The sequence below is a fragment of the Acinetobacter sp. HR7 genome (genome assembly GCF_000773685.1).
In the GTDB taxonomy this organism is placed as follows: Bacteria; Pseudomonadota; Gammaproteobacteria; order Pseudomonadales; family Moraxellaceae; genus Acinetobacter; species Acinetobacter thermotolerans.
Genome location: NZ_JPQO01000010.1, coordinates 1 through 1778, shown reverse-complemented (window position 1 = coordinate 1778; position 1778 = coordinate 1). Strand labels below are relative to the sequence as shown.

The following is a 1778-nucleotide window of genomic DNA, read 5'->3' as shown; positions in this document are numbered from 1 at the left end:
TTCAAAAAGACGAACAGCAATTTTTTTATCACTTATCGAAGTGTCTTGAAAATGTGGTTATTCGCCGATTCAATTTGAAAAGCTTATTTAAAGTTGAGATTGGCGTTTTATCTATGGAGAAAGATCAATGACTCATGCTCGAACATGAGCCATTGAAAAGTGTCTTTGAGTACCGACACGCTTAGTATTTTGTTCAATTACTTTTTTAAAGTCAATAAAGCAAAATGCTTGCTCTTTCTCCCTTTATCCATTTATTTGATTTTGGGAGTTTTCAAATGAAAATACCTGTTGTAGTACAAAGAAAAATTTGTGAGTTCTTGGCGCAAGGTAATACACATCGCCAAATTGCAAAAAGAGTTAATGTGTCTCCAACAACAGTTGGTGTTATTGCTAAAAAATTAAATGAAATTGAAATACCTATTGCTGAGGTGTTGAAAGCATCTAATCAAGAGTTTGTAGATGTTGTGCAAACAGGTGTTGCAAGAAATATCATGAAGTGCAAACCGCTACCAGACTTTACATATATCAATGATCAAATGAAGATCAGAGATATGACACTTAAGCAATTGTGGATTGAGTTCAAAGAAACAGAGCCAGAAGGTGTTTCTTATTCTCGATTTATGAAGTTGTATAAACAGTGGTTGAAAAAATTACACCCCTCTATGCGCCAACATTATACTGCTGGTCAGACATTGCTTGTCGACTTTTGTGGTAAAACAATGCCAATTCACGACATTAATTCAGGCCAGGTGAGGAATGTTCAAATCTTTGTAGGTGTATTGGGTGCTTCAAGTTTAATCACTGTGATTGCAGCCGAAACTCAACAAACACATGACTGGTTAAAATGTTTCACAGCCACTTTTAATCGTATAGGTGGTGTTCCTAGAGAAGTAATCACAGATAATCTGAAAGCGGCTGTTATTAAAACAGGGCGTAATGGAACGGTTTTCAATAAAACATTTGAACAATTTGCGGACTATCATGATTTTGCAATTCTGAATACTCGCCCACGTACTCCCAAGGACAAAGGGCTAGCAGAGGTTTGTGTTCAAATTATCCAACGTTCTGTCTTGGTTAAATTAAGAGAAAGAAAATTTTTCTCACTTGAAGAATTGCAAAAAGCTATCGATGTAGAAGTTGATAGAATCAACAATGGTGTCACTAAGCGTTTTCCTGAAAGTCGATCAGATCGTTTTCATCGATTTGAAAAAAATGAATTACTTGCACTACCTAAACATCCATATCCTTTTTCAAAATGGATATTTCAACAAACCGTTTCAGAGTTTTATCAGTTCACCATTGATGGGAATATTTATTCTGTTCCTTATACTCTGATAGGTAAGAAGTTAGATATCGGTGTTACAAGTCATGAAGTGCAATTCTATTATGAGAATGAATTAATTACTTCACACAGTTTATTAGAGGGTTATGGTCAAGCAAGTATTCTAGACGAGCATATGCCAGCCAATCATAGGCTTTATAATACTTTAAGCCCAGCAAGTATTAAGCAGTGGGCTAAATCTCTTGGAAACTATGTTTATGAGTTTGTGGAACAAATTCTAAATAAGTCCAAGCAACTCGCTCGTAATATTAAGTCTTTAAATAAGCTTAGAGATTATATTTTAGAAAATAGGCTTGATTCTGTCCTTAATCAGGCTTGTGAGTATGCATTAAAATATAATCTATTAGCAGTTACAGACCTATTGTATGTACTCAAAAAGGCTTTGTTGCACAAAGATTTCATAACTATATGATTTTAAAAGTTTTGATTATTTTTT

General features: G+C 34.3%; 1 protein-coding gene. It reads left to right on the top strand.

From position 1 onward, the window contains the following. Positions 1–275: 275 nt before the first annotated feature. Complete coding sequence (gene istA / locus GW12_RS00845; protein WP_227504112.1) at positions 276–1754, top strand: IS21 family transposase; 1479 nt, start codon at positions 276–278, stop codon at positions 1752–1754. The last annotated feature ends 24 nt before the right edge of the window (positions 1755–1778 follow it).

Excerpts from the sequence above, each read along its gene's own strand:
- istA (WP_227504112.1), top strand. The coding sequence starts at position 276 with ATGAAAATACCTGTTGTAGTACAAAGAAAAATTTGTGAGTTCTTGGCG.